Origin of the sequence: Marinicella rhabdoformis (genome assembly GCF_009671245.1) — a bacterium.
Classification (GTDB): Bacteria; Pseudomonadota; Gammaproteobacteria; order Xanthomonadales; family Marinicellaceae; genus Marinicella; species Marinicella rhabdoformis.
On record NZ_VTFS01000001.1, the window covers coordinates 458,244 to 477,608 of the forward strand.

The 19,365-nt window shown below is 41.9% G+C and carries 19 protein-coding genes and 1 tRNA gene; 10 read left to right on the plus strand and 10 right to left on the minus strand.

Features of this window, described 5'->3' with window-relative positions:
* Positions 1–71 precede the first annotated feature (71 nt).
* From FET73_RS02055 to FET73_RS02070, 4 genes are all read right to left on the minus strand, one after another.
* Complete coding sequence (locus FET73_RS02055; protein ID WP_154222245.1) at positions 72–1,232, minus strand: M56 family metallopeptidase; 1,161 nt, start codon at positions 1,230–1,232, stop codon at positions 72–74.
* A complete protein-coding gene (locus FET73_RS02060; protein WP_154222246.1) occupies positions 1,229–1,603 on the minus strand; it encodes a BlaI/MecI/CopY family transcriptional regulator in 375 nt (124 codons plus the stop codon). The genes FET73_RS02055 and FET73_RS02060 overlap by 4 nt, the downstream gene beginning before the upstream one ends.
* A gap of 115 nt (positions 1,604–1,718) precedes the next feature.
* Positions 1,719–1,955, minus strand: a complete 237-nt coding sequence (locus tag FET73_RS02065) for a patatin-like phospholipase domain-containing protein (RefSeq protein ID WP_154222247.1) — start codon at positions 1,953–1,955, stop codon at positions 1,719–1,721.
* Positions 1,956–2,549: 594 nt separating this feature from the next.
* Positions 2,550–2,639 (minus strand) — tRNA-Ser (locus FET73_RS02070).
* 447 nt (positions 2,640–3,086) lie between these two features.
* Here FET73_RS02070 and FET73_RS02075 point away from each other — a divergent pair.
* A complete protein-coding gene (locus FET73_RS02075; protein WP_154222248.1) occupies positions 3,087–3,719 on the plus strand; it encodes a DUF2306 domain-containing protein in 633 nt (210 codons plus the stop codon).
* Here the strand turns inward: FET73_RS02075 and FET73_RS02080 are convergent.
* The 4 genes from FET73_RS02080 to FET73_RS02095 all read right to left on the minus strand — a co-directional run bounded on the left by FET73_RS02080 (position 3,688) and on the right by FET73_RS02095 (position 7,027).
* Positions 3,688–4,740 (minus strand): helix-turn-helix domain-containing protein, encoded by a 1,053-nt coding sequence (locus FET73_RS02080; RefSeq protein ID WP_154222249.1) that lies wholly within the window; start codon positions 4,738–4,740, stop codon positions 3,688–3,690. The two genes, FET73_RS02075 and FET73_RS02080, sit on opposite strands and share 32 nt — an antisense overlap.
* A gap of 202 nt (positions 4,741–4,942) precedes the next feature.
* On the minus strand, positions 4,943–5,557 hold the full coding sequence (locus tag FET73_RS02085) for a CPBP family glutamic-type intramembrane protease (RefSeq protein WP_154222250.1): 615 nt from the start codon (positions 5,555–5,557) through the stop codon (positions 4,943–4,945).
* 111 nt (positions 5,558–5,668) lie between these two features.
* Positions 5,669–6,295, minus strand: a complete 627-nt coding sequence (locus FET73_RS02090; protein WP_154222251.1) for a helix-turn-helix domain-containing protein — start codon at positions 6,293–6,295, stop codon at positions 5,669–5,671.
* Positions 6,296–6,487: 192 nt separating this feature from the next.
* A complete protein-coding gene (locus tag FET73_RS02095; RefSeq protein WP_154222252.1) occupies positions 6,488–7,027 on the minus strand; it encodes a redoxin domain-containing protein in 540 nt (179 codons plus the stop codon).
* Between the two features lie 128 nt (positions 7,028–7,155).
* On the opposite strand from FET73_RS02095, the gene FET73_RS02100 reads away from it, so the two are divergent.
* Entirely contained in the window at positions 7,156–7,716 is a 561-nt protein-coding gene (locus FET73_RS02100) for a TetR/AcrR family transcriptional regulator (RefSeq protein ID WP_154222253.1), read from the plus strand.
* Positions 7,717–7,810: 94 nt separating this feature from the next.
* Positions 7,811–9,136: a hypothetical protein gene (locus tag FET73_RS02105; RefSeq protein ID WP_154222254.1), complete on the plus strand. Its 1,326-nt coding sequence runs from the start codon at positions 7,811–7,813 to the stop codon at positions 9,134–9,136.
* 46 nt (positions 9,137–9,182) lie between these two features.
* Here the strand turns inward: FET73_RS02105 and FET73_RS02110 are convergent, their stop codons facing one another.
* Both FET73_RS02110 and FET73_RS02115 read right to left on the minus strand, forming a co-directional pair.
* Positions 9,183–9,431, minus strand: coding sequence for a hypothetical protein (locus tag FET73_RS02110; protein ID WP_218944245.1), 249 nt, complete (start codon positions 9,429–9,431; stop codon positions 9,183–9,185).
* A 31-nt stretch (positions 9,432–9,462) separates the two neighbouring features.
* Positions 9,463–10,131 (minus strand): glutathione S-transferase, encoded by a 669-nt coding sequence (locus tag FET73_RS02115; protein WP_154222256.1) that lies wholly within the window; start codon positions 10,129–10,131, stop codon positions 9,463–9,465.
* Positions 10,132–10,260: 129 nt separating this feature from the next.
* On the opposite strand from FET73_RS02115, the gene FET73_RS02120 reads away from it, so the two are divergent.
* From FET73_RS02120 to FET73_RS02150, 7 genes are all read left to right on the plus strand, one after another.
* Positions 10,261–11,289 carry a diguanylate cyclase gene (locus FET73_RS02120; protein ID WP_154222257.1) on the plus strand — a complete coding sequence of 343 codons (1,029 nt, stop codon included), beginning with the start codon at positions 10,261–10,263 and terminating at the stop codon, positions 11,287–11,289.
* A 143-nt stretch (positions 11,290–11,432) separates the two neighbouring features.
* Positions 11,433–12,905 carry an anthranilate synthase component I gene (gene trpE / locus FET73_RS02125; protein ID WP_154222258.1) on the plus strand — a complete coding sequence of 491 codons (1,473 nt, stop codon included), beginning with the start codon at positions 11,433–11,435 and terminating at the stop codon, positions 12,903–12,905.
* A gap of 210 nt (positions 12,906–13,115) precedes the next feature.
* Entirely contained in the window at positions 13,116–16,040 is a 2,925-nt protein-coding gene (locus tag FET73_RS02130; protein WP_154222259.1) for a TonB-dependent receptor domain-containing protein, read from the plus strand.
* Between the two features lie 122 nt (positions 16,041–16,162).
* On the plus strand, positions 16,163–16,759 hold the full coding sequence (locus FET73_RS02135) for an anthranilate synthase component II (RefSeq protein ID WP_154222260.1): 597 nt from the start codon (positions 16,163–16,165) through the stop codon (positions 16,757–16,759).
* Positions 16,760–16,783: 24 nt separating this feature from the next.
* Positions 16,784–17,812 (plus strand): anthranilate phosphoribosyltransferase, encoded by a 1,029-nt coding sequence (gene trpD, locus FET73_RS02140; RefSeq protein WP_154222261.1) that lies wholly within the window; start codon positions 16,784–16,786, stop codon positions 17,810–17,812.
* Complete coding sequence (trpC, locus tag FET73_RS02145) at positions 17,809–18,630, plus strand: indole-3-glycerol phosphate synthase TrpC (RefSeq protein WP_154222262.1); 822 nt, start codon at positions 17,809–17,811, stop codon at positions 18,628–18,630. The genes trpD and trpC overlap by 4 nt, the downstream gene beginning before the upstream one ends.
* Positions 18,631–18,658: 28 nt before the next feature.
* The gene (locus tag FET73_RS02150; protein ID WP_154222263.1) at positions 18,659–19,357 is read left to right on the plus strand and encodes a 5'-methylthioadenosine/adenosylhomocysteine nucleosidase; all 699 of its coding nucleotides are present in this window, start codon (positions 18,659–18,661) and stop codon (positions 19,355–19,357) included.
* The last annotated feature ends 8 nt before the right edge of the window (positions 19,358–19,365 follow it).

Genomic DNA, 19,365 nt, shown 5'->3' on the forward strand with positions numbered 1-19,365 from the left:
CACGCTGGCCACCACAAAAAAAGGGCCGCTGATAATAGCCGCCCTTTCTGTTTAAAACTGAACCCAATGATTCAATCCATTTTAAACTCCATTACTTGAGTGCCATGAGTATCTTGGGCCAAAGGCTCAAAAGTCCATTGTTTGATTGCTGCTATCGCTGCTTTATCGAACACCCCTGCCGGTTCTGATGCAGTCACTTTCACCTCCTTAACCTGGCCTGATTGAGTGACCAAAAAATTTAATTCCACAACACCATTCAGCTTTTTCTGATAAGCACTGAGGGGGTAGCGCGGCGCCACCCGTTCAAGCACCTCCAGTTGAGCACCAGATTCACGGCTTGGCTCCGGCATGCCTGCCACTGCACCCAAGGCCACAGCAGTTAAACAAAAAATGCCTGCGAAAATGCTTTTATGGCGTTGTTGTTTGATTTGATTGATATTCATGATCCTCTCTTTTAATTTTAAAGTATAAGAACACATCATCGAAGAACCCCTGTTTTGCGGGCTCCTCACCCCCAGATTCAACAACAAATGTGCATATGCAGGTGCATCTTGTGTGTTGTTTATCACCTTTTCATCACAGGACATCTCTTGGTCTTCTACCAATAATTGACCCCAGATTCGATGCAAAGGCAAAAACCAAAACACACAACACACGCCTTCTAGACACAGACGCCAAAATGGGTCTGCCCGCTGGCAATGAATTTTTTCATGCATCACCAATAACTTTATGTCATTGCCTGACAATTCTTTAAACACAAAGCCCGGCAAAAATATTTTGGGCTTGATGAATCCAAATGCCATGGGAGGCCAGCCAGATGGACTGACAAAAACACCATCAGAAAAAAGTTTGTACTCATCGGCTATGCGCTGCTTAATTTTGTTGTACTGCTTCCTTAATCGCCACATTTTCCATAAAGCAACCGCACCCCAGGTCAACACCAAGAGTTTTTTCCAATCAAAACCTGGCGTTAAATCACCCAATTGCTCGACAGGTGCCTTAACTGCGATCACCATGGGTGCCAAGTCAACAACTGGCACCCCGTTATTGGAAAAAACAAAGCAACTTGCCAAGCCAACAGGCAGTGCCAACCAAACCTTCAAAACCGTTGATCTGGAAGTGTTTTTCTTTATCAAATATTGCCTGAATACAAAAACCATCATCAGCAAAGTGAGCACAACCATGCTGCTGTAAATCACAAAACCCAACATGCCATCCCATGTAACACTCATGGTTGTTGCTCCATTTTTTCAATCATGGCTTTGATTTCTGCAATTTCTTCAGCACTTAATTTTTCATGACTGGTGAATGCTGCCACCATATTACTCAACTTACCATCATATAAATCACCAATAAAAGTTTGGTTTTGAGTCACCAAATAATCGGCCTTGGCCACCACAGGTAAGTAAAAGTATGCCCTGCCTTGTTGCTCAAATTTAATAAACCCTTTTTTTAATAAACGGTTGATCAGTGATTTCACTGTGGCAGTGGTCCAATTTTGGCTTTTAACTAAACCATCAATTTGATGCGCAGATAAAGGCGACTCTTTCCACAATTCTTTCATGACGACCAATTCTGCTTGACTGATATTTTGATTATTCATTTCCGATTACACTTGTAAACATAATACAATGATTACAGATGTAATCTTATAAGTCAAGTCTATTTATGAATTGATTGACTAAGCAATCCAGGCACAAACGAATGATTACAAAAAATTAAGACATCAAAAAAACGTGAACTGAATAGCCCACAGAAACACCAACGACCAGCCAAAAGAATATTTTTAAATCTGCCCAAAAGTCATCAATGAACCTGCCCCGAAAAATATTAATGACATCTGGTGTAAACCACAACATCAGACAATCTTTAAAATCTTCTATGTCATCAAAGAACCAGTAAAAAGTGGCACGCATTACTGCGAACGCAGCAACTATAGAGAGTATGATTTCCATGCAATGATTGTATTCATAACGAATATAAAATACAAAGGCTGAAGGTCATTGAATTTCAAGAGATAGATTTCAAAGGTATAATGGCGGTAATAAGGATTAATGAAATACGTCCTGTATTTCACCCTGCGGGCGCCTTTGGTGTTCATAATTGTTCCTGATAATTATGTCGAACCACTCGGGATCTTACCTTCTTTCATTGCCATTATAAAACCTACACAAAAAGACGTGTGATTAAAAAAAATGAGATGGGGTACGTGAATGTTTGTAGAGGGATTAGTGAAATACGTCCTGTATTTCACCCTGCGGGCGCCTTTGGCGTTCATAATTGTTCCTGACAATTATGTCGAACCACTCGGGATCTTACCTTCTTTCATTGCCATTATAAAACCCACACAAAAAGACGTGTGCTTAAAAAAAATGAGATGGGGTACGTGAATGTTTGTAGAGGGATTAATGAAATACGTCCTGTATTTCACCCTGCGGGCGCCTGTGGCGTTCATAATTGTTCCTGACAATTATGTCGAACCACTCGGGATCTTACCTTCTTTCATTGCCATTATAAAACCCACACAAAAAGACGTGTGATTTTTATAATGGCGGTGAGAGAGGGATTCGAACCCTCGATACGCTTTCACGTATACACGCTTTCCAGGCGTGCTCCTTCAACCACTCGGACACCTCACCGCATAAGGGTTGCGGATTTTACTTGTTTTTGTGATAAAAAGAAATGATTTTACTGGCTACTTTGTTCACAACAGCAATGACTTGATTTGATTAGAATGTAACGAAACTTAATTTGAATAAAAATCATTTGAGAGCGGGGTGGATAAAATACGTCCTAATATAACCTAGGGATCAATTGTAATCGTGTAGAAATTACTGATCACAGCTAATTGCCTTTTGAAAGCTCAAACGATATTTTACCCAAAACACCCAACCAAGACAGCCCTCCTTTTGCCAATCAGCACGCCCATTCACTGTTATCAGAAAAACTTCTTCTTTATTTAATGTTATGAAGCAATACCTTGTATATAAGTCGACCTAAGCTCGATTTTTAAAGTTCGAAACAGCCGATTCGGACGATAACACCTAACCTTTACAGCACAATGGCATTTTTTACTCAGATTCATTATGCCTATTTATATCAAATACTTCATATTTTGTCTTTACGCCATTGCTGCGGTCGGGGTGGCTTATTACGCCGTCACATATTTTCAGCAACCCATCAACATCAACATCAACAACCCATTCCAACTGAAATTACTGAACTCCGGCTGGCTGACTCCCATGCATTTTTATGCTTCAGGCTTGGCTTTGGCTTTGACACCCTGGCAACTCAGTAAAAAAATCAGAAACTTTTCAAAATCAATTCACAGAACCATTGGTTTGCTCTATGTCTTGTCAGTCTTGCTGGGCGGTGTTTCAGGTTTGCTGTTGGCTTTGAATGCAACCGGTGGCTGGGTTGCCAAGCTCGGTTTTGGCAGCTTAGCCGTGATTTGGTTAAGTACCACTGCCATGGCATTTTACCATGCACTACAGCATGACATCAGCAAACATAAAATTTGGATTTATAGAAGTATCGCTTTAACCACTGCCGGCATCACCTTACGCATCATGCTGGGAGTGGGTTTAGGGCTCTTCCAATGGCCTTTTTTAACCGTCTATGTACCCATTGCTTGGCTGTGCTGGGTGCCCAACTTAATCTTTTGTGAATGGTTTATTCAGCGTCGCTTTATTCGGCGGCCTCAAACTGTTTTGATTTGAACTCACTGGGAGTCATTTGGGTGTACTTTTTGAAAGATGTATTAAATGTTGACTTGGCCGTGAACCCGCAGTCAAAAGCAATTTCAATGATGGTTTTTTTATTGTCGGGTTGTTGTAGCTGCCATTTGGCGGCTTCAACCCGCAGTTGGTTGATGTATTCTCTGAATGACTGATTGTGCAGCTGATTGATCACCAAAGACACCAGGTATTCAGGGTAACCAGATTTCATTGATAACTTGCCAATGGTTAAAGTGGGGTCCAAATACAAAGCCTCTTGATTCATTAACTGGCCTAACTTTGCATCGACTTCGGGGAAGCGCTCGTCTTCAATGTGCTCAGGGGGACGCAGTTTTTCTACCGGCTGGATACTTTGTTGATTTAAAGCCAGGTAAGCCATCACAGTCATCCATAATGCCACAGCCACATAAATCATCCAAAAATTATAGCCTTCGATAGGTAACAGCCATTGGGTTAACGCGATCAACCAAATGGCTGCTTGAAAATAGGCCATCACATCAATCCACAGCAAACTGATTCCGTCGGTATTGGATAGTTTTTGATCCAAGCTAGATCGGTAGCGCCTGATAGTCACCAAGCCTGCCAACACATAACTGACACTGTAGCTATACAACATCCAATCAAATATGGCCTCCCACCATGGCACATAGGACACCGCCTCAAATTGAGATGGCAGCACCAGACCCAGCATGGTGAGAAAACCCAGAAAATGTACACAATCATGCCAACGTATGGGCTGCTTGGTAGTGATGGTTCTTACATACAAATAAAAGAAACTGCCGTACATAAATGGAAACAGCTTTATCAAGCCATACAAGAATAACAGCGGGGTGTTTTGATCGTTCAAATAAACCACTTTGACCGCCAGATCGGTCACCAATAAAAGCATCCAAACCCCCAGCAATCGATTGCTGGTTTGGTTAACTTGTTTTCTCAACAAGGCCATGGCAAGGATCAACCCTTGAGCCGCTCCAATGACATAAATATATGAAATAACTAACATGTTTCAGTGGTTTAAATTTGCCACATTTTAGTCAATTTGCCTCAGACCTTGTCCATGTTTTGCTTGGAAAATTAAAATTCACTTTGAAAATAAATAGTGATCCGAACAAATCTGCCAAAACCATCGCCTGGCTGGGCATCAGCCCTGTAAGCACCTATTAAAAAAGAAAATCGACGACCTGCCACCTCATGGCTTAGAAACCTCAACCTTTAGTCACCTTGTTTTGCGCTTCATTTAATGAAGGGTTTGCAGTTTCTGAAAATTGACTGGTTAAAGGAAATAAAGTCATGGCCAACAAGTCAATGGCCGTATGCATGACTGCGGCCAACCACAAATCACCTGTACTGAGGTAGATCCATGAAAAAACCAGACCCAAAGCCAATGCGCCTATGCTGTTTTTCCAACCAGTGGCATAGTGAGTTAAAGCAAAGATGACATTGGCCAATATGACCGATGGCCACATACCAAACCATGTGCTTAATTGCCAATAGACAAATCCTCGGTAGATGAGCTCTTCGCAAAAACCCGCCGTGTATGAAAGTACCACACCCCATTTGTACTGGCGCTGTGTTTGTGGCAAATAATGTGACACGTGGCGATACAACTTGGCAATGAAATTTAAAGTTTTGGTTTTGGGCTTGAACCTTGTATAAATCCATACCGAAGATAACAGCATCAGCAATAATATAACTACGTAAGGGCCTGCATGGTTTGAGATACCAATTTCAGCCAGCGAGTCATTTGAAAACCACATGGCCACAACTATAGCCACCGTTATAAACCATTGAACCACTATCCCTTGAATATAGATGCCCACTTTGAGGTGTGGTTGTTCTGCAATATTTGTTTCACCGTACCACTGTTTTTGATGGCCAAATAAGGCATGAGCAACCCCACTGTAATAAGTATTAAGTTGTATGTTAATTGGCTAATCATCATGCTGTTCTCGTGTTAACTGTGGCTGAATCAGGCTGTGCCATAACTTCGGGTGTTCAGACACCATGAATTTATTTTTTATGAAAGGCTTACTTGAAGTGTTTATTAATTCCTTATTTTCTACCCCGGCGGGCAAGTCTTTAATGTTTTCGACTATATACACCTGACCTTCACTCAACTGCTCATGGCTGGGCTTTAATTGATCTAACAGTAATGACAATTGATGTTGTAGCTTTTCTATGTGGATGGCATCAACTGTGGTCACATGAACTTGATCAGCTTGACTGTCGGTTTTAATTTGTTGAACAATTTGAGCCAAATCGTCAGGCGCCAAATCGTGTTTCTTTTTAAAGGCGCGAGAAAAGGTTTCATAGTCTTTGTAACCACATTGTTCAGACAGTGTTTGGATGTTTTGAGGGTGAGAAACAAGCTGTTGATAGGCAAAATTTAACCTCAACTGTTCAATGAATTTGAATGGCGTAAGCCCAGTGTGGCTTTTAAATAACTGGTGAAATCGTTCAACAGATAAACAAGCAACATGTGCCAAGTCTTTGAGTTTCAAATCGTCAGCCAAATGCGCTTCTATGTAATTAAGTGTGTTGCTTATTCTCGAATCCATGGCTCAATCATAAGTCATCGGCGCTGAAATGTTTATGACGATTCCTATGATTTAGTTACCATACATTAAAGGGTTGTCACCTATTAAACCCACAACCAAATGCAGTTCACGAACTGATGCTGGTTAAATATGCGGCACCAAAGAACGCACCAAAGGCCTGACCCTTGATCGTTACTTTTCCTGACCATGTCATCAGCTTTGTTTTGCAAATGCTTGTAAGACCTCAATCGAAAGGTGGTCACCCTCGTCTTTCCCTTTATGGATGCGCTTTATGATGCCGTTTTCATCAATAAGAATTTCAAGTGGCATAGTAAACAGGTTTCCTTTTATTGGGAATGGCCAATAACCCTTTAACAACATGGCGTGAAGTGCGGTTGGCAATCTCGTGATAAAGCCTTTTATAGTTTTAAGCACCGACCGTTCCACACTGAACGCTTGGTAATATGTATTATTTTCGTCAGCCAATATAGCAAATGGTGCCTTATGTTCTTTGGCATGTGTTTGCAGGTGTTCAAGAGGAGAATCAAAAATGGCAACAATCGCCAAATCACCTCCAAACGCCTTATAATTTTTTACCAATTGATGGATCCGTAAATTACAAAAAGGACAAGTGGCAAAACGATGAAATGCCACCAACGCTTTTTTCCCTTTAATTGAATCAATTGTAAACAACTCTCCACTGATCTCTGGAAGTTTGATGTTTTCTATACTGCTGCCTATTTTTAAGGTCATTTTAAATCCCAAATTTATTTATTGAAACGAGTGTTGCAATATAAAACAATTGCACTCTTATTGCAACATCTGTTGCAATATAGCTTATTCCAGCTATAATCACTTTCTATTTAAATAAAATAACCACAATGGGCAGGGTAATAACATTTGACAAAGAGCATGTTTTTGATATTTGTTTACGAGCATTTTGGAAGCATGGCTATGACAACACTTCAATCCGTGAATTACAACGACTTACCGGCTTAAGTGGTCGAAGCTTGATTCACAGTTTCGGTGATAAAAGACAAATATTCGACTCTTGTTTGGCACACTATTTACTTTTTGTTCGACAGTTGACCCAAAACCTGGCCGATGATCCCAAGGGACTTGAGGTGTTTTTTGAAGGCTTTACTGTATGTGATTCTGCTGATATTCGTCACAACGGTTGCTTTGTGTTAAACAGTATTTTTGGTGATTTGAAAGGCGATCAACAAATCATTGTAGCCTTTGAAGGATTTAAAGTGACAGTGACTGACTTTTTTAAGGTACAGCTGTCTATGAACGGCATCAAAGGCGCATCAGAAAAAGCAGAAATGTTGTTTGATTTATTTTTGTCTGGCCTAACTAAAATTTCAATTTACGCAGATGCGGCACAAATGACAAAGGCATATAAAGCCATTAAGCGACTGGTAGCTGACTGGTCTCTATGAATTCGTTAATGATTCTCATAACTACAGATTTAAACTTAAAACCACTGGAATGTGTTCTACACACGTGTCGCCAGTGCCAATAGGCCAGGAAAACATGATTGACAAAAAACAACTATTTACCATTTTCATTGGGTTGGTTTTCACCATAAATGCAAAAGCCGAAACCATTCTTGTGAATAAAACGTGCACCTTTACTGATGCCATCCATGCAGCCAATAATGATGAAATTGTTGGGGGTTGTTCAGCTGGCAATGGCAGTGACTTGATTGTTTTTGTTGAAGCTGATCAAGTTTTGTCGGTAAATCAAGGCTTACATAACTCTTTACTTCAACACAACGTTAAAGTAGCCTATCCATCCATTGATTCCGCTGTCACAATAGAAGGGAATGGCCTTCATATTCAGGCAGATACCCGCACGGAAAATTTTCGCGTAATGGATATGATTGGTTCATTAGGAGAACGATTAATCTTGAGAAACCTAACAATTTCTGGAGGTGATGATGGCTCAGGAATTGGTAGCGGCTTGTTTGTTTTTGGAGGTAGGTTGACCCTTGAAAATGTTCGCTTCACAGAAAACCGAGGTGCCCTTTTATTACTAGAAGTTTTGGATGTTGAAATTAATCATGTTCTCATTGACAACAATTGGACTGACAGCAGCTCTCCATTCAGCGCTGGATTAGAATCTAAAGGTAGTGACTTGGTCATAAAGAACAGCAGCATCGTCAATAATCATGTGCGCTTCGATGGCACTGATTTTAAAATGAGTCCGAGCCATGCAGCCGGTGGAATTGGACTGTCCATGTCTTTCCCTGCAACAATAGTAAACAGCACCATAAGTGGAAATACAGCCATAACTGGGGGCGGCTTAGTTATCAAAGAAAACAGCAACAACCTAACTGGAACCACAGGAAACTTGCCAGGGATAAAGCTTGAAATTATTCATACCACGATCAGTAATAACTCAGCTTTGTTTGGTGGTGGTGTGGTTGTTTTTGAAAGTGCCATACCCGTTTCATTCAGTCATACATTGATTGCTGGCAATATTTCAGACCAAAGCTTAGGAAGTGAGCTTTGGGTTGCTGATGGTGTTGTTTTGTTTATGGATGACTTTAATGTTATCAAAAACCACCATCTCAGTCCCAATGTCATTGCTGCTTTGGGAGACAGTGATTTGATTTCAAACCAAACATCCAGTCAGATAGTAATGCCTTTAACTCAGTTACAAGGTTTATCGGCACACCCTTTACCTATAGAAAGCGATGCGATTGACTCAGGCTCAACTTCATGTTTCACCGCCAATGACCAACTCCATCAACTCAGACCCGCAGATGGCAACAAAGATGGTACTGCTCAATGTGACTCGGGTTCTATTGAATTTGTTGACCTGATATACACCTCTGGCTTTGAAAATACGCCATAAGAAAAACTCAAAACATGTATCGAACATGGCTTGCGATTTTATCACATCAGGGGAAAGCGATCACTGGCGTCATGCGATCCATGGCTTTGAAAGCAGTTACTGCAGAAGTCGCTATATGGCATATGCGGCCATTGTCATTAATAGACATATACTCTTCACCTGCTTCTGTATAAACGTCCAACACGACAACTGCTTCGTGTGCGGCAGTTTTTCCATTGGTTTTTTTATAACTGAGGTTAATGCGTCGCCTTTGTACAGCGGCGGCTTCAAGCATGTCGTGGGTTTGACACTTCATCATATATATACATGAGTAAATCTTAAATTAGTCACAAAGCATAATCGTATTGGCCACCCTTTTCCAAAGCTTTGCGATAAGCGGTTCGTTTTTGTAGCTGAGCGACATAAGCGGTTGTTTTAGGGTGTTTTTTTAATAAGCCCCGAGCGGCACTGGCCTCCAATGGAAAACTCATTTGTATGTCCGCCCCTGTCATTTTTTCTCCCGCAAACCAGTCATTTTCAGACAGATGCGTTTCAATAAACTCAAAATGGCGTTTGATGTTAGGACTGACAAAGCTCTCCATCACTTTGTTGGCAATCCCTTTGGCGATGGGTCGTACAAAAAAAGGCATCGGCGCGGTTTTAACCTTTTCAAACACCAAATTCATTAACAAAGGCGGCATCAATGAACCTTCTGCAAAGTGTAACCAGTAAATATAGGATTGATAAGCTTTGCTGTTGACTCTGGGTGTCAACTTGTCTTTTCCATATGTACGACCCAGATATTCAATGATGGCTCCAGACTCTGCGATCACCTGTTCACCGTCTGTTATTACTGGTGATTTGCCCAGCGGATGAATGGCTTTCAACTCATCTGGAGCCAGCATGGTTTCTTTGTTACGCTGATAATGCACAACTTCATAAGTCACTCCCAACTCTTCTAACATCCATAAAATCCTTTGAGAACGTGAATTGTTTAGGTGATGCACAATGACCATAATGATATCCAAAAACAAATCAGCTTAGCATCAATTACTCATTACCACAAATCGTCATCTTGCTTATTTTTGAGAATATAAAACAAGCTTTTAAGCTATAATAAACCTGACCAAATAAATCCTACATCAATGAAACACAACAGACCCGCACAACAGGAAAAAGACAAAAAAGTTAACAAACCTGACATGGGTAATAAATTAAATTTATTACCCAACATTGTTTATGTTTTCAGAGTCATTGGTATGGGCCTTGGTGGTCTGGCAGTGTCATTTGTGTTGTCCGAAAATGCTGCACCATTCAGCAGTTGGTTTTGGCTGGTTTTTAGCTGTTATATTTGGCCTCATTTGGCATTTTTTTGGGCCAAAAATCAAGACTCACCTTTTCAAGCTGAACAAACTAATTTGCTGGTAGATTCATTCATTGCAGGAACATCTGTAGCGCTGATGCATTATAATCTTTTGCCTTCTGTTTTACTCATTTCCATTGCTACAGCTGACAAAGTCAACAGCGGCATTCCTAAATTGTGGCTGAAATCTATTCCACTGACTGTATTGGGTGCTCTGCTATTCAGCCTATTCACCGGGTTTGCATTTCAACCCAATACATCGATGACCGTTATCATTGCCTGTTTACCAGTGGCCGTCATCCATACCTTACTTGTCAGTACATACAGTTACAACCTCATCAACAAACTACAATATCAGAACAAAAAACTTAATCACTTAAGCCAAGTTGATTCACTGACAGGCGTGAGCAACAGACGCCACTGGCAAGAAAAAAGCCATCAAATTTTGAAACAGCACCAAGATGTGCAAATAGAAGCCAGTTTAATGTTGGTGGATATCGATCATTTCAAACAAGTCAATGACCAATATGGCCACGTGATTGGCGATGACGTCCTTATTGAACTGGCCGCTTTGCTCAAAAAAACAGCTGGTAATCAAGCCATCATTGGCAGACTGGGTGGTGATGAATTTGCAGCCACCATAAAATTACCTGTTCAAGAAGCCAAAATACTGGCTCAAAAGCTAACTGCGGCAGTAGAAAGTTTAAACTTCCCTCAAGCAGAAAAATTAAAACTCAGTACAAGCATCGGCATCGCTGACATTTCAACTGCTATAAGGAGAGCTCAGAAAATGGTTAGATGCCGCCGATAAAAAATTATACCAAGCCAAATCATCAGGTCGAAATCAGTTTGCACACTGAAAGCCATCATAAAATCGTTACAATCGGTTGTACTCAAGAACTAATACAGTAAACTACCCTTTTTGAAATTTTCATTGCATAAGGCAGTTTACAAATGGACAGAGCAAAATTTGATGGCATGGTGGCAAAAGGTCACAACCGCATTCCTATTTACCAATGTATTTCGGCAGACTTGGATACGCCATTAAGTGCTTGGCTAAAACTGGCCAATGGCAAACACACTTTTTTACTTGAATCTGTTGAAGGTGGTGCTCAATGGGGACGCTATTCTATTATTGGACTGTCCTCTAGTTTTAGGTTTCAGGTCTCTGGCACTGTTTTCAAAGAGTTTGAATACAACAGCTTGGTTTCCGAGTATGAAGCCGATGATATTTTGCAACAAGTAGAAAACATCAAATCCAGATTTTCGGTACCAGAAATCGACGAATTACCTGCATTCAATGGTGGACTGGTAGGTTACTTTGGTTATGAAATCATTGAAAACATTGAGCAAAAACTCAAAGGACTGACTCCTGAAGATCGTTTACATATCCCTGACATTCACATGATGCTGGCTGAAGAATTGGCCGTCTTTGATAATCTGGCGGGTAAAGTTTGGTTGATTACACATGCCGATCCAGCTGAAGAGCTCGCTTACGAAAAAGGACAAAAACGACTCGCTGAATTAACCCACAGGCTGCGCTCTGGTTCAACTGGCTATGCAGAAATGATCAACCAAAAAAGCATCAACACCACAGACTTCAAAACAGGTTTTACTCAAGCAGAATTCACCGAAGCCGTGGCTAAATGCAAAGATTACATTGAATCCGGTGACATCATGCAAGTGGTACTGTCCCAAAGAATTTCCACACAATTTAATGCCAGACCATTGGATGTTTACCGCGCATTGCGTGCTTCAAACCCCAGTCCATACATGTATTTTATGGATTTTGGCGATTACCAAGTGGTTGGCTCATCCCCAGAAGTACTGGTCAAAAGAACCGACAATGAAGTCACTTTGCGGCCCATTGCTGGCACACGACCCAGAGGTAAAAATGCGGCAGAAGATAAGGTTTTAGAGCAAGATTTATTGAATGACCCCAAAGAAATTGCGGAACACTTGATGCTGATCGACTTAGGTCGAAACGATGTTGGCCGCATTGCTGAAACCGGCACTGTGAAATTGAAAGACAAGATGGTCATAGAACATTATTCTCATGTCATGCATATCGTTTCTGAAATTCGAGCACAACTAAAAGACGGGCTATCTAATGCAGACATCATCAAAGCCGTTTTTCCAGCAGGCACATTATCCGGCGCGGCCAAAGTGCGTGCTATGGAAGTGATAGCAGAACTTGAAAAAGTAAAACGAAATGTTTATGCAGGCGCAGTCGGCTACTGGGGTTGGCATGGCGACATGGACATGGCCATAGCCATCCGAACAGCCGTCATCAAGGATCAACAGCTACATGTGCAAGCGGGAGCAGGCATTGTGGCGGACAGCACACCAGAAGGTGAGTGGCAAGAAATCATGAACAAAGCCAAAGCCGTGTTCAAGGCAGTAGAGCAAGCAGCTGAAGGCTTATAACCGTTGAATTTCATTGCATTAATAACTTGTACTGAAATTCAAAAACTGGCAGAATAACTCTTCTTGATTCAAAGCAGCTCAAATTGCTTATTACAAATAGCTTTGTTCTTGAGTTAAGAAACCCACTGGCAAACAATAAAAACAAATTGCCTGATTTGACCACGCAAGCGATACAAAAATCGTAATCCAAAAATCACAAGAGGGTTAACAATGAGAGTTATAACCATTAAGAAAAGCGCGCTTTGCGTGGCTTTAAGCTGTGCTTTGGCTGGCTTTTCAGCCACAACCATGGCGCAAGATGAATCTGTGGAAGAACTGAGCAAAGTTCAAGTCACAGGCTCACGCATCAGACAAGTTCAAATTGAGGGCATTGAACCCACACAAACCATCACACGTGAAGACATTGACCGCTCAGGTTTAACTTCAGTGGGTGACATCCTACAACAATTAACGCAATCAGGTTCAGCCTTGAACACCCGATTCAACAGTTCAGGCAACTTTGGTTTCCCATCCAATGGTGGCGGTATTGGTGCTGGTGCGACACAAATAGACATGCGTCATTTAGATCCTGGCAGGGTATTGGTATTGGTTGATGGATTGCGCTGGGTTGCTGGCAGCTCAGGTTCTGGCGTCAGCAATGCCGTGGACATGAATACCATACCTGTAGGCATCATCGAACGCATTGACATCTCGAAAGATGGTGCTTCCGCCATTTATGGCGCTGATGCCATTGCTGGCGTAGTTAACATCATCACCAAAACTGCCATGCAAGGGGGACAAGTCAGGGTATATGGCGGCGCATTTGATGAAGGTGATGGAGAAACTGGCAGTTTAGATCTCACATTTGGCACACAAACTGACAAAATCGACATGCTGTTCAACGTGGGTTATACAGAACAAAGAGAAGTGTCTGCCGAAGACAGGTTTCTATCTCAATTTCCTGTACCATTTACAGGCGTTACCCAAGGAAGTTCGGGGACACCACAGGGCAGATTCATTGTCAGAGACTCTCTTGGTAACGTCATCAACTGTACGATTAATGATGGCGTAACAGGCGTTCCTTTCTACGACCCAAACAGTCCATGTGATGGCGATGACTTTCACCAATGGACAAATGACGACCGCTTTAACTTTGCACCTTATAACTACTACGTAACACCTTCTAAGAGGTCAAATATTTTTGGTCAAGTTAAGGTAGAACTAACTGACAACATCACGTGGTTTGTCAAAGGTGCATACAACAACAGAAAATCAGCCAACCAAGCGGCACCCGAACCAATATTCATTGGACCTGAAGCCGGTTCAAGTGCGATTGCTGACAACATCATTATCGATGCCAGCAATCCATTCAACCCTTTTGGTGTAAACATATTTGACCCTGACAGTCCTTTTTATAGCGGCGTTGGTGTTGGGTTCATAGGTCGTAGACCGCTAGAAGCAGGCCCGAGGTTATTTCAACAAAATGTTGACACCACATATTTTTCTACAGGCTTAGAAGGCTCGTTTAATGCTGCTGACAGAAATTGGTATTGGGATGTTAAAGGTGCCTATGGAAAAAACCAAGCGTCACAACGCAAAACTGGTGCTTTAAACATTGCTCGAATTGAACGTGCCTTAGGACCTGTAGATGTGTGTAACAACACACCTGGATGTGTACCTTTGAACATCTTTGGTGGCCAAGGTAATGGCGAAGGCACAATCACTCAAGACATGTTGAATTATATTTCGTTTATTCAATCTGATAATTCAGAGCAAGAATTAACCAATTTTACAGCCAACATCAGCGGTGATTTATTTGAATTACCAGCAGGCCCATTGTCAGTTGCTGTTGGTTATGAATATCGAAAAAAATCTGGTTTCTTTCAGCCAGATCCTATCGTAACAGCGGGTGAAAGTAACGGTGTACCAGCTAGCCCGACTTCAGGCGAGTTCAATGTCAGTGAACTTTATGCTGAATTATTGATACCTGTATTATCTGACCAACCATTTGCTGAATTGCTCGACTTTTCATTGGCGATTCGCAGTTCAGATTACAGCACTTCAGGCTCATCTTCGACAGGCAAATTAGGCTTCAAATACATGCCGACATCTAACTTAATGTTCAGAGGTACTTTTGCTGAAGGCTTAAGGGCACCAGCTATTGGCGAGCTATTTGGTTCACAAGCACGATTCGACGCGCAATTGGTCGATCCATGTAATGGCGTTCCTGTTGACCCAAGCAACCCTAACAGTGCACTGGAGACGCCTAACATACCAGGCTGTGCTGGTGTACCTGACGGCTACACGCAGCTTAATGAACAAATTTCCACCACAACTGGCGGCAATCCAAACTTGACACCGGAAGATGCGGAAACTTTGACATTGGGTGTCGTTTACTCTCCAGAATGGGCCGATGGGACAAGCTGGTCTTCTAGTCTTGATTTCGAGGTTACTTATTATGACATCAGCATTGACAATGCTATTCAGGCCATTGACGCTCAGTTCATCCTGGATTCATGCTCTGTAAACCCTTCAAGCGCTTTATGTAATGCGTTCAGCAGAGATGGAAATGGTAATGTTCAAAACTTCAGTTCTCAATTGACCAACATCGGATCAATCGAGACCTCTGGGGTGGATTTTAATGTTAACTGGACATCACCTCAGTTTGACTGGGGTTTTGTACAAGCCAGCTGGAATAATTCTTTTGTCAATGAGTTTACTGAATACAACCCAACTGATGATTTAGCCAATTTCCCTTCAGGATTTATGCCAAGAGACTTAGATGGTATAGAAGCCAGTGATTCAGGTATTCCAAACTGGAACTCAAACCTTTTCACAACTGTCAACATTCGAGATTGGAAAATCATTTGGGGTACGCGTCATATTGGCGGCTTAACAGAATCTTGCAGCAATGTAGCAGGTTTAGGCTTGTGTTCTGATGAAGACGCTGGCACCAACAGCTTAGGCAGCACCACATATCATGATTTACAAGTGATGTTTCCTGAATGGAATAATGTACAGTTTGAATTAGGTGTGAATAACATCACTGACAAAATGCCTCCCACATGCTTCAGTTGTTCTTTGAACGGATATGATCCATCAAACTATGATGGTGAAGGTTCATTCGGCTACGTCAGAGCCACTTTGAAATTTTAATTATGAAATTTTTTAAATAATTCAAAGCCGTAAACAGAAAAAACGACCCAAATGGGTCGTTTTTTCTTTATAGCCCACCAAGATTAGGTACAATCCATTGTTTTTTACTCAAGGCATCCATCATGCTTTTGATGATAGATAATTACGATTCATTTACATACAACTTGGTTCAATACTTTGGTGAACTGGGCTGTGATGTTGTTGTTCATAGAAACGATGAAATCACAGTAGAAGAAGCGCTGGCTTTAGAACCAGATCATGTGGTCATTTCACCTGGACCCTGTAACCCTAATAAGGCTGGTATTTCACTTGAAATGATCAAAGCCTGTGCAGGTAAAATCCCTTTGCTGGGTGTGTGCTTGGGGCACCAATCCATCGGTCAAGTATTTGGCGGAGATGTGATCAAAGCCAAAACCATCATGCACGGTAAAATTTCTCCCGTCCATCATACCAATTGTGATTTATTTGCAGATTTAGATAACCCTTTTAATGCCACCAGATACCATTCTTTGGTTGTAGATAAAAACACGCTGCCTGATTGCCTTGAAATTACCGCCTGGACTGAAACTGACGATGGTGAATTTGATGAAATCATGGGATTCCGGCACAAAGAATTGGCCATTTCAGGTGTTCAGTTTCACCCTGAAAGCATTTTAACTGAACACGGACATCAAATGCTCCGCAATTTCTTAGAGCAAAACACCACAAAACAAGCTTAAAAATTAAACCCATATTAGACAGTTATGAAAACAGCGATTCAAATAGCCTTAGATTTACTGGGCGATAAACAACCCTTGCCCCAAGGCAGCATGACTGATGTCATGAACCAAATCATGGATGGCGACGCAACACCCGCACAGATTGGTGGCTTATTAATGGCATTGAAACTCAATGGTGAAACCGTTGAGCACATCACAGAGGCAGCTAAAGTTATGCGAGAGCGTGCCACCAAAGTTGCAGTTTCTACCGATCACTTGATCGATACATGTGGCACTGGCGGCGATGGTATGAGCTTGTTCAATGTTTCTACTGCTGCAGCATTTATTGCCGCCGCCGCAGGTTGTCGCGTGGCGAAACATGGAAACCGGTCAGTCTCTTCATCAACTGGCTCTGCTGACGTTTTAGAAGCTGCAGGCTTGAACTTGGCTTTGAATGCTGAACAAGTGGCTGACTGCATTGATCAATTCAACATTGGCTTCCTGTTTGCGCCCGCACACCATGGTGCGACCAAGTATGCCGTAGGCCCAAGAAAAGAATTAGCCGTTCGTACCATGTTCAACTTGCTCGGCCCTTTAACCAATCCCGCCAACACACCATACCAAGTGATGGGTATTTTTGATAAACGTTGGGTCAGAACAGCCGCAGAAGTATTAAAAGAACTCGGAGCCAAGCACGTGATGGTAGTTCATTCTGCTGATGGCATGGATGAGATTTCTTTGAATGCTGAAACTTTTGTCGCTGAATTAAAGGATGGTAAAATCAGAGAATACAGTATCACACCAGAGCAGTTTGGCTTTGACCGCCATGACATGAGTAATTTAACCGTTAAAGACGCCAAAGAAAGCCTTGCTTTGATTCAAGATGCTTTATCAGGCAAAACAGGTTCTGCCTATGATATTTTGGCTTTGAATGCCGGTGCGGCCATTTATGTAGCAGGTAAAGCAGCTGATTTGTCAGCAGGTATTACACAAGCCAAAGCGATGATGGATAACAAGTCTGCTTTGAATTTATTGAACCAATTAAGCCAGCACACTCAAAAGGTATCTGCATGAGTAAAGCCAACATTTTAGATCGCATCATGGCAACCAAAATGGCCGAAGTGGCTGAAGGAAAAAAAGCATTTCCACAAGCTGAACTGGCCGCACAAATCAAAGGCATGCCAAATTGCCGAGGGTTTATTGCATCAATTGAACACAAGCTCAATAATCAACAGCCTGCCGTGATTGCTGAAGTCAAAAAAGCATCACCATCAAAGGGTGTTATTCGTGAGCATTTTGTACCAAGTGAATTGGCTCAATCTTATGAAAAAGGCAGTGCCGCCTGCCTGTCAGTATTGACAGATCGCGAATATTTCCAAGGCCATGATGATTACTTATTACAAGCTCGAGCTGCCGTTTCATTACCTGTATTACGAAAAGATTTTATGGCAGACCCTTGGCACATTTATCACTCACGCGCCTTAGGTGCAGACTGTATTTTGTTGATTGTTGCAGCTTTGGCCGATCCCATGCTTTATGAATTGACCGAGCTGTCACATGAATTAGGCCTAGACGTTTTAATGGAAGTCCATGATGAAGCTGAAATGGAACGTGCATTGAAAACGCCCGCACGATTGATTGGTATCAACAACCGCAACCTCAAAACTTTTGAAACCAGCCTAACCACAAGCGAACGTTTGGCCAAAATGGTTGCCAGTGATGCTCAAAAAGGTAACCGCATCGTTGTCAGCGAAAGTGGCATACACAAAAGTGACGATATCCAATACCTACAAGACAATGACATCAACACATTTTTAATAGGTGAGTCATTTATGCGGCATGATGATCCCGGCGCACAATTACAAAAATTACTCAATGGCAAAGTAGCATGATGCCAAAGCACGTTCGTCAAGACATCAAATGAAATTTGCCATCATTGCCGCCATGCATGAGGAATGTGTTTGTTTCAGGACGCAATTGAACAGCCCCAATTCTGAGTCATACCTCAATATGCAAGTCAATGAAGCCAAGTGGTATGACCATGAAGTGGTGTTGATTGAGTCAGGAATTGGAAAGGTGAATGCCACACTGGCTGCACAACATGCCATTGATCATTATAAAGTAGACCATATCATTAACACAGGCTCTGCTGGTGGCATTGTTGAAGGGGCTGAGATTGGAGATTTTGTGATCGCTGACCGCGTATGTCACCATGACATTGACATTTCACCGATTGGGTTTGAGTTTGGGGAATTACCCAAACTGCCTGTTTATTATGAAACAGACAAGACAATATGCCAGTCATTGATAAACCTATGTCACTCAATGAAACATACAGTTCATTCCGGCACTATCGCCACTGGCGACACCTTTGTCTATCAACATCAACAATTAAATTCGATCAGTACACGATTCAATGGTGTGATTGCATGTGAAATGGAAGCTGCTGCCGTGGCCCAGGTCTGTCACCTGTTCCAAAAACCTTTTACCATGATCAGAAATTTATCAGACATTGCTGGTGAGCACGCCCCCATCAACTTCCAATCTTATATCAATCAAGCCGGACAAGAGTCCAGTCAACTGGTTCTGGATTTTATCAAACAGTTGCAAAAGGCCTAATTAACTAT

What these genes read in the sequence shown, in the direction of transcription:
- FET73_RS02055 (WP_154222245.1), bottom strand. Translation starts at nt 1,232, where the DNA reads ATGAGTGTTACATGGGATGGCATGTTGGGTTTTGTGATTTACAGCAGC.
- FET73_RS02060 (WP_154222246.1), bottom strand. Translation starts at nt 1,603, where the DNA reads ATGAATAATCAAAATATCAGTCAAGCAGAATTGGTCGTCATGAAAGAA.
- FET73_RS02065 (WP_154222247.1), bottom strand. Translation starts at nt 1,955, where the DNA reads ATGGAAATCATACTCTCTATAGTTGCTGCGTTCGCAGTAATGCGTGCC.
- FET73_RS02075 (WP_154222248.1), top strand. Translation starts at nt 3,087, where the DNA reads ATGCCTATTTATATCAAATACTTCATATTTTGTCTTTACGCCATTGCT.
- FET73_RS02080 (WP_154222249.1), bottom strand. Translation starts at nt 4,740, where the DNA reads ATGTTAGTTATTTCATATATTTATGTCATTGGAGCGGCTCAAGGGTTG.
- FET73_RS02090 (WP_154222251.1), bottom strand. Translation starts at nt 6,295, where the DNA reads ATGGATTCGAGAATAAGCAACACACTTAATTACATAGAAGCGCATTTG.
- FET73_RS02095 (WP_154222252.1), bottom strand. Translation starts at nt 7,027, where the DNA reads ATGACCTTAAAAATAGGCAGCAGTATAGAAAACATCAAACTTCCAGAG.
- FET73_RS02100 (WP_154222253.1), top strand. Translation starts at nt 7,156, where the DNA reads ATGGGCAGGGTAATAACATTTGACAAAGAGCATGTTTTTGATATTTGT.
- FET73_RS02105 (WP_154222254.1), top strand. Translation starts at nt 7,811, where the DNA reads ATGATTGACAAAAAACAACTATTTACCATTTTCATTGGGTTGGTTTTC.
- FET73_RS02110 (WP_218944245.1), bottom strand. Translation starts at nt 9,431, where the DNA reads ATGAAGTGTCAAACCCACGACATGCTTGAAGCCGCCGCTGTACAAAGG.
- FET73_RS02115 (WP_154222256.1), bottom strand. Translation starts at nt 10,131, where the DNA reads ATGGTCATTGTGCATCACCTAAACAATTCACGTTCTCAAAGGATTTTA.
- FET73_RS02120 (WP_154222257.1), top strand. Translation starts at nt 10,261, where the DNA reads ATGAAACACAACAGACCCGCACAACAGGAAAAAGACAAAAAAGTTAAC.
- trpE (WP_154222258.1), top strand. Translation starts at nt 11,433, where the DNA reads ATGGACAGAGCAAAATTTGATGGCATGGTGGCAAAAGGTCACAACCGC.
- FET73_RS02130 (WP_154222259.1), top strand. Translation starts at nt 13,116, where the DNA reads ATGAGAGTTATAACCATTAAGAAAAGCGCGCTTTGCGTGGCTTTAAGC.
- FET73_RS02135 (WP_154222260.1), top strand. Translation starts at nt 16,163, where the DNA reads ATGCTTTTGATGATAGATAATTACGATTCATTTACATACAACTTGGTT.
- trpD (WP_154222261.1), top strand. Translation starts at nt 16,784, where the DNA reads ATGAAAACAGCGATTCAAATAGCCTTAGATTTACTGGGCGATAAACAA.
- trpC (WP_154222262.1), top strand. Translation starts at nt 17,809, where the DNA reads ATGAGTAAAGCCAACATTTTAGATCGCATCATGGCAACCAAAATGGCC.
- FET73_RS02150 (WP_154222263.1), top strand. Translation starts at nt 18,659, where the DNA reads ATGAAATTTGCCATCATTGCCGCCATGCATGAGGAATGTGTTTGTTTC.